The 8695-nt window shown below is 45.3% G+C and carries 3 protein-coding genes; 2 read left to right on the top strand and 1 reads right to left on the bottom strand.

Annotated elements, in window-relative coordinates; all coding sequences use genetic code 11:
* Positions 1-586: 586 nt before the first annotated feature.
* Positions 587-5125 (bottom strand): RHS repeat-associated core domain-containing protein, encoded by a 4539-nt coding sequence (locus tag AB9H30_RS19035; RefSeq protein WP_371196382.1) that lies wholly within the window; start codon positions 5123-5125, stop codon positions 587-589.
* A gap of 903 nt (positions 5126-6028) precedes the next feature.
* Between AB9H30_RS19035 and AB9H30_RS19030 the strand changes: the two genes are divergently transcribed.
* Positions 6029-7237 carry a type III PLP-dependent enzyme gene (locus AB9H30_RS19030; RefSeq protein ID WP_371196381.1) on the top strand — a complete coding sequence of 403 codons (1209 nt, stop codon included), beginning with the start codon at positions 6029-6031 and terminating at the stop codon, positions 7235-7237.
* Positions 7238-7588: 351 nt separating this feature from the next.
* A partial coding sequence (locus AB9H30_RS19025; protein WP_371196380.1) for a peroxidase family protein occupies positions 7589-8695 on the top strand: 1107 nt, incomplete at its 3' end.

Below are 8695 nucleotides of genomic sequence, written 5' to 3'. Positions count from 1 at the left end.
GTGCCTTATGATTACATCACCTATTTACTCGACGCCTTTACCCAGCCTAAGCCTAACATCGAGCAATTACTGCCTTGGAATGTTAAGTTAGGTGACGGTCTTTAGGCGACGGTTACAATAAAGTAAGCCCAGCTTGATGGAGATATTGCCTGTTATAAAAAAAGAAAGCCCCATCTGGTGATAGAGCTTTACGAAACGAGGTAAATTTACTACGACCCCTTTATTTTAGTGAGTTCTGCTTTTTCGTTTTTCAATTGTATCAGTCAATCTGTCTTCTTAATCATCATATTTTTGTCCACAAGAATTACACTTCCATGAATCATCCATCATTGAATAACAGCTTCCAGACATGATCGATGGTAAGCCGAAGAAATGTTTTCTACACTTCGGACACGGACTAAGCGCGTGACGCAAATATGCTAGTGATGCAACGGCCACATACAATGCTCCAATAACAACCACCGGGAGAAAAACCACCCCAACGACCATTGATATAATGGGAATCCAGTAGTAGCTTAGAATAGCTTTTAGTGAATCATATCTCGATCTCAATGTTGAATTCATAGGCTTTTCTTTTTACTCCTAATTAATTATCAGATTCTTCGCTGAAAAACTCTTTAACAGCATCAACAACATCTCCAAAGGTAGCCGAAAAAGTCTGTTCTTGATACCCCTCTAAACCAACAGAAGGACCAAATTCTAAAGAAACATTCATGTCCTCACTTGATGGCAGGAGGCCACCCACACCCACTGTTACAGTACCGAGTCCGGCTTTAATGCTAGCGTTAGTACCATCAAAAGTTTCTCGCGTATTACTTCCCGTTTCTACGCCAACTGCCGCACCACCAATTCCGGTTGGGTCAACATTACCACCTCCACCTTCAACTGGTTTGCTAAATTTAGCGAAAACTCCAAAATCATTCTCTCCTCGACCTGTAATTGCATTTTGAGAAAATGAAACTGCCCCTACATCAACGCCGCCAACAAATGGAATATCTACTGAAACAAAAACTGAGATATAATCTTTACCATCGGGGTCTTTGTATTTATATGGGTTGTTTGCAGCATAAGCATACCTGTTAAAGCCAGCTACCTTACCCTGCGATAGGAAGGAATAAGCGTCTTTTGGATCATTCGAATAAAACCGCCCAATCACTGGATCATAGTATCGTGCCTGCATATACACAAGCCCAGTATGATCATCCTCAATATGCCCTGTGTAACCCGCTTGGTCGTCATTGCTGCTGTTGTTGTCTAATCCAATACCAAATGGTGTATAACGCTTCGTCCATATAATACTGGCAGAGGTGTTAGTAGCCGCTACAGCGGTGCCAAGTTGGTCATGGTGTAAATAGGTGGGTGTGCCGTTTTTCACTCTGGCAACGGTGAGGCTGCCCAGTTTCACGTAATCGGTGCGCTCATTTTTGCTCATGTTGTGCACATGCGCAAGTTGCCCCGATTGGGTGTAAACATTGTAAATAGTGTCGCCACCCACGGTGTTTTTAACGCGTTTAAAGTTGCCATCGTATTGATACACACCTTGCTCAGCACCGCTTACCGTTATGGGTTGGTCGGCATAGTCATAAGTGAAGGTGAGGGCTCCGGCAATCTCCGTATTGCCCCTAGTGTCATAATCGAATGAACGAACGCCCGTTGAGCCACCTAAGCCGCCGGTATCGATGGATTGTTTAACTCTTAAATTACTGTCGTAGTTGATGGTGACTCGGCGTGAGCCCAGGTTTTTGCTGCGAATGTTGCCAAGGCTGTCATATGAGAACGTACCTTGTCCCCAGGGGCCGCTAGCCGTAATTAAGCGCTCTAAGCCATCGTAGGTCATGTTGCGATTATTATTGCTTACAGCACCATCGATAATACTGGTCACTAACTTACGGGTATCGTATGAATAATTCAGGTCGAGCGGCTTCACTCCGCCACGATTCACACTTAGCAGTCGCTGCGGCAACATGCGACTGTTTAAAGTTTGTGAGAAGTAATAGTTATTTCCAAATGTAAACTGTGAAAGTTGGCTGTCAGCATGATAAGTCGCACTATGAGCAAAGCTGCCAGCCGTGCGCGCTCTGCCAAGTCCGTCAGGCGTATGATTTACGCTAGTGCCACCTGGGAGGGTGGTGTTGGTCAAATGTCCGTGCAAGTTATATTGGTAGGCAAGGTTAAATTGACGACCGTCCACGGTAAGACGCTCTGATGTTGGTAAATGTAAGGTATTATAACTGTAAGTCCAGTTAGCACCGCCACGGTTAACCGATAAAAGGTTACCCACGCCATCGTAGCTCATAAACACATCAGGGGTGCCGGTGTCGGCATAATCACGCTGCTTTATGCGCCCCACATCATCTCTGACCAACGATACTCTGCCTACACCGCTTGGCGTGGCACAACTTGAGCCTGCTGGTAAACCTTTTTGATAGGCGAGTAAATCCCAATTGTTGTATTGATATACTGTATCGTCCACATCAGGCTCACTAATCCGGCACAGTTGTCTTCGACTGTTGTAATAGTAGTTACGCTTTTGGTCAACAAAGATACCGTTATGTCGACCTTGTTGACGGACTTCGGTGACTTCGTTAAATATGTTGCGCACGATGTCGGTCGTTGTATCGTGCGGCGAGACTATTTTGCTGACAAACTGGTAGTTAGGCCCGTTATACCCATAGTGATAATAGTGCGTGGCGAAGTTGGCAGCATCCACCACGGTTTTTCTATGACCACTGTGATAGCTCGTGCGCGTGGTCGCAAAGGGCGATACGTTTTCACTTTCTGTGATGAGGCGTGACAAGCCATCGTACTGTTTTGTGACCCCTGTGGTGGGATTGCTATTAAACGAAGGGAATGACCGAAACACTTCTCTGCCGGCTGTATCGTAATTGATTTTGGTGTAAGTGGTGCGGTTAGTTAGCGTGTCACGAACACGCTCTTCGACTGGGCGAAAACGCGCATCATACTTAATAGTATCCACTCTTGGCCCATGGGTGATAGTGTGCACAGGGCCCACCGAGGCATTAAACGAATAACTGTGGACGGTGTTTGTCCAACTGCCCGGAGGATTGACCACGGTAAGACGACCCATGTTGTCTCTGCTGTAGGTCCACTGGTTGTTGTTAGCATCAGTTAACGACGTTATGCCGCCAAACATATCGAGCGTTTGATAAACGTTAACATTGTCTGGTCTGATTATGCGTTGCGGTGCACCGGCTCGATAGTTGCTCGCTTGGTAGCGACGAAGATTGGCATCTTCTGCCCATGCTACGGTGCCATCGCTGTTGTAGCCATAATTTGCATAAAGCGCGCCGTTTCTAAATGCAGTGGTCACCTGCCCATCGCTATTAAAATTACTGCGGTCTATTTCTCTCCCGTTGACCTTTCGCGTTTTCTGCAAACCTAGTATCCACTTGGGTTTATTGTGCTCGTAGCTATATTCAATGTTGCGAAGCGTGGTCGATACATTTGATTGGATGGAGGTAGCGACTGGCTTGGAAAACGAATACAAGCTAGAGCTATGCTGGGTATTAAAAATATTGTTTGTGGTAAAAGTATCGCCATCTTGTTTAATAACCACAGACGTTTGATGCACCGGTGTATTGATGTCGCCAGGGCCCGGATATTGTAACGTGTAGGCGAAGCCCAACGGCGCTTCTTTTTGATATTGATAGGTTTCAGTTTTAAGTATTGGGCCACTCGCATGTGCGCGGGTTTCTTTGCGCATTAACTTACCGCCTAGCGGCTCACTGACCCAAGAATGGTAGTAGGTTTCATGATGACTTGGCGTTTGTACTTTGGTCCAGTTCGTGCGGTCGTCTGACGATGTGCCTGAGCGAGTGTCATTTTCATAAGTATAGCGCCAAACCGATGGGGTCATGTTTGCCCCGGTTACGCGCTTTTCAATAATTGCCATAGTCGCGGTGGTAGCTTCATCATCCAGCGGCATAAAAGCGCCTGTGCCCAACGAGCCGCCACCCGGTGTAGATTCTCCTGACATACAATCCTCAGTGCGTCTTACTTGCGAGGCATATACATGGCGATGCTCAGTATCTTTTAATACGAATGTGCCGGTTGCGCCGTAAGGATGTTTGACCGAAACGGTTTCTTGCCATTTTTGACAGCGGTCACGGCCCGCTGGTGCAGCGGTAGCGGTCATACCATCGAGGTTAAATTCCCAAAATTGTCCATCAGGTTGCACTACTCTACTGAGCACTTGGCCGGTCATGGTGCGATATGCTTGTGGCATCCACATTCTTCGTTGATAAGTATTCTGGCGATACTGATAAGTCCACGTGCGGCCATGTGCGCTCGCGCGAGTAATGAGATTTCCAGAATAAGTTAAGCGGATGTCGCGTCCATCGTTTGCGTAAATACGAGTTAATCGGTTTGAGCTATCGTAGGTATATCTTACCCAGTTGCCGTGCACATCAGTGACTTCTGTGGCTGCTAGTATATAAACTTTACGAGCCTTGGTAGCAGCGCCAATGAACCCCATTCTAGGTGCCTCTACCGTATAAAATTTATTAAACCGATATTTGTCACCATTTGGTGCATGGCCAATAAAGCCTTGGCCGCCATCTGAGGCGGTAATACAGGTAAAATACCAATAGTCTTTGGTCATTTTAGTCGCAGCAGTGGGCCATAGCGAAACGCCGGTATCATCGAGAATTTGAGCCGAAGACACGCCTTCCACCGACAAGGTAATGCCATTTGAGTATTGCGTTGCTGGGGTGTAAGAGCTTCTATCTGAATAAGGAGTGAGAATATGAGTTGAGCGCGATGAGCAGCGCTGCCCTGTCCATGGGCGGGCGCTCAATGACATAACACTGATGCGTGGCACTTTAATGTCCCAGTCACCAAACTCAACATTGGTGCCGTCTCTATAAGTTAGACCATTGCTTCGGCTGCGCACTAGCGCAACGGGCAGGGCGCTGTTGCCTGGTAAGGCAATGTCGGTGTGCGTAAATACTAACGAGCCGGTGTGAGGGTCGATAGCGTCGCCTAAAAAATCGTCGCCAAACACTTGTAAGCGCTCATTAGCATTCTGCTTTTTTTGCCAATCAACAATAGGCTCAACGTCTTCAGGGGCATTAAAACCACCGCCGCCCCACCAGTCTTCTAGCATAATAGCGATAGGGTTTTGTTCTTCAACTGGCTCTTCTGTAATGATTAATTCTTGCGCAGACAGCGTAAGAGAGCAAAGCGAGAATAGCGCGATAAAATAAAGGCGTGTTGCAGTTAAGCTAATGCTTGGTGCTTGGTGCTTGGTGCTTGGTGCTTGGTGCTTGGTGAAATGATACTTGAGTGATTTGAAGCTGGCAACGTGTTAGTCGACATTACTAATTCCTTTTAGTTAATCTTAATCACCTCTGAACTTAATCTAAAAGTCGTTTCAAGTAACTCTGAATTAATCGAATATTAAGCTCGAAAATTTCTGATATAAGCACCTTAAGCCCCAAATATTCACCCATTGTATTGTAAAACAGAACAACGCCAGTAGAGGGCATCTGCAGACTGAGCGGCAGACAGAGCTACTGCACTTAAACGCTTGCCTGCGTATTAACATCAGGAAGATCGCTGAATAACATTCTTGGAGATCGCAAACTATCTAATCAACAGGACCTTGGTTAAGGTATTTTTATTGCTCTGCATGAGTCGGATTAAGTTACACTGACCCTGAAGCATCTTAAGGTATTTTTATTGCTCTGCATGAGTCGGATTAAGTTACACTGACCCTGAAGGATCCAAAAGTATATTTATTGAACTCAAACCATGAACCCGCAAAAAACATTTTCCATAAAGAGTCTTTCATGAACGATGAATTTAGGCTTGCTAAGCACTCAATACTTGTAAAAAACGATAAGTCATAAAAGCCAGATTGCGTTGGCGTGAAATCACTAGACGAAAATACAATTCAGTGCTAAAAGCTACAGCAATTTGGCTACATTATATTTGTCCAAATATCGTGAGTGAATTTCTGCCCAGTACCTAAGCAGGTATTCTTAAATTTCACTCACTTTTGGCTGTTATGGCCCTACATCTTACCAAGCATCACATCGATACTATTACCATTATGAACATTGATATATCGCGTTTTTATACCCCCGAGTCTTTTGATAAAATTAAACAGTTCGCTGACCACAAAGAGACACCATTTTTGGTCATTGATACCGAGGTAGTGGCTCAAAAGTATGATAGCTTAGTACATCATTTTCCCTACGCAAAAATCTATTACGCTGTGAAAGCTAATCCAGAAAAGGCTGTTCTAACGTTATTAGAAAAGAGGCAGTCAAACTTTGATATTGCCTCTACCTATGAACTTGAAAGAGTGCTAGCGATAGGTGTAAATGCTGATCGCATTAGTTTTGGCAACACGATTAAAAAGCGCAAAGATATTGCCTATTTTTATGAAAAAGGCATCCGGCTATATGCTACTGATTCAGAAGCAGATTTACGCAATATTGCGGAATTTGCTCCGGGCTCTAAGGTATATGTCAGGATTTTAACGGAAGGCAGCCAAACCGCAGACTGGCCACTTTCAAGAAAGTTTGGCTGTCAGAATGATATGGCAATGGATTTGATTGTGTTGGCCCAAGAACTCGGCTTAGTCCCTTACGGATTGTCGTTTCACGTAGGCTCTCAGCAGCGCGACATTGGCGCTTGGGATTCTGCAATTGCAAAAGTCAGTAATATTTTTAAACGCCTGAAACATGAGAATGACATCACCTTGAAGATGATCAATATGGGTGGCGGATTTCCTGCACATTATTCCTCTGCAACTCATGAGTTGGATGTTTATGCCAAAGAAATTACCCGCTTTCTTAAAGAAGACTTTCAAGATGACATGCCAGAGATATTTTTGGAACCGGGTAGATCTTTAGTCGCGCCAGCGGGAATGCTGGTAAGTGAAGTTGTGCTTATCTCACGCAAAGATAAATTTGCCCTACATCGATGGATTTATACCGATGTGGGAAAATTTTCTGGGCTAGCCGAAACTCTTGGGGAATCGATCAAATACGTGGTGTATTCTGAAAAAACTGGCAAAGAGCAAAAAGCCGTTTTGGCCGGACCAACATGCGACAGTGCGGATATCATGTATGAAGATTATAAACCGAGTCTGCCGCTCAGTTTAGAGATTGGCGATAGACTATATTGGTTCTCTACAGGCGCTTACACGGCAACCTACAGCGCGATAGAGTTCAATGGTTTCCCGCCATTAAAAACATACTGCATTTAATAATAAGTCGCTATTCAAATTATCCCAAGCTGAGGCATCAAACGGCTTGGGATAAATGACTTAACCAGTGCTCTATTGACATAACTGCACTGTCATAAAATTAACATTTTTTAAACATCATCTATTTTTCCGATTGCGTGTATCGTTTTTATTCGCAATACGCTTTTCTTTAACCCGTCTATACTTATGTCCACTACGAAGAAGTCTATATGTTCGCAGTTCATAAAAGTTAGCCTTTTCACATTCAGCTATCTGAATTTTGGTTAACGAAGTATTTACATATCGCTGATGACCAATGTCTCGCATTTTTAATATGCGGTGTTTGTTGCAGTGAAATATTGGAGTCAAACCATGACTATGAAAAAAGCATTTTCCATAAAGAGTCTTTCAGGGCTGATCAGTTTAGCCTTGCTAAGCAGTCCTGTGCTTGCACAAAGCGAGGAGTCAGTTAAGCCAGCAGGCGCGATGGGAACCGGTGTGGTTAAAGCACATCAACCCAAGTCCAATCAATTTTGGTGGCCCGATCAATTAGATTTATCAGCTTTACGAGATTTTGATGACCGTTCGAACCCTTATGGCCCTGACTTTGACTACGCAGAAGCCTTTGCAGGCCTCGATCTTGATGCAGCAAAACGTGACATAGACGCTTTGCTTACCACTTCGCAAGACTGGTGGCCTGCCGATTTCGGTAACTATGGTCCGTTCTTTATTCGTATGACATGGCACAGCGCAGGCACGTATCGCACACTTGACGGTCGTGGTGGCGCAGGCGGCGGTCAACAGCGCTTTGAACCGCTAAACAGTTGGCCAGACAATGGCAACTTAGACAAAGCACGACGTTTGTTGTGGCCAGTTAAACAAAAGTACGGCGAAGCCCTTTCATGGTCAGATTTGATGGTGTTAGCGGGTAACGTAGCCCTAGAAAACATGGGTTTTCAAACCTATGGATTTGCCGGTGGTAGAGCCGATGATTGGGAGCCAGATTTAGTCTATTGGGGTCCTGAAATTGAGATGTTGGCCAGCGACAGAGAAGACGTTAACGGCAAGCTACAGCGCCCACTAGGTGCGACTCACATGGGTTTAATTTATGTTAACCCTGAGGGCCCACGAGGCGTGCCTGACCCAATTGGTTCGGCCAAAAACATCCGCGTGGCCTTTGAACGCATGGCAATGAATGACGAAGAAACCCTCGCACTTATCGCCGGTGGCCACACCTTTGGTAAAATGCACGGTGCACACAAACCTAAAGATTGCGTAGGCCCAGAGCCAGCCGCAGCGGGCATTGAAGAACAAGGCTTAGGCTGGAAAAACAAATGCGGTAAAGGTCATTCTGAAGACACCGTGACCAGTGGTTTAGAAGGTGCATGGACACAAGCGCCAACGCGCTGGACATCGCTTTACTTAAGCAACTTGCTGAACTTTGAATGGAAGCAAACTCGCAGCCCCGCAGGTGCTATC

The organism is Glaciecola sp. SC05 (assembly GCF_041380235.1).
Lineage (GTDB): Bacteria > Pseudomonadota > Gammaproteobacteria > Enterobacterales > Alteromonadaceae > Glaciecola.
Note: the sequence above shows the minus strand (reverse complement) of the source record. Positions and strands in the feature narration are given on the sequence as shown.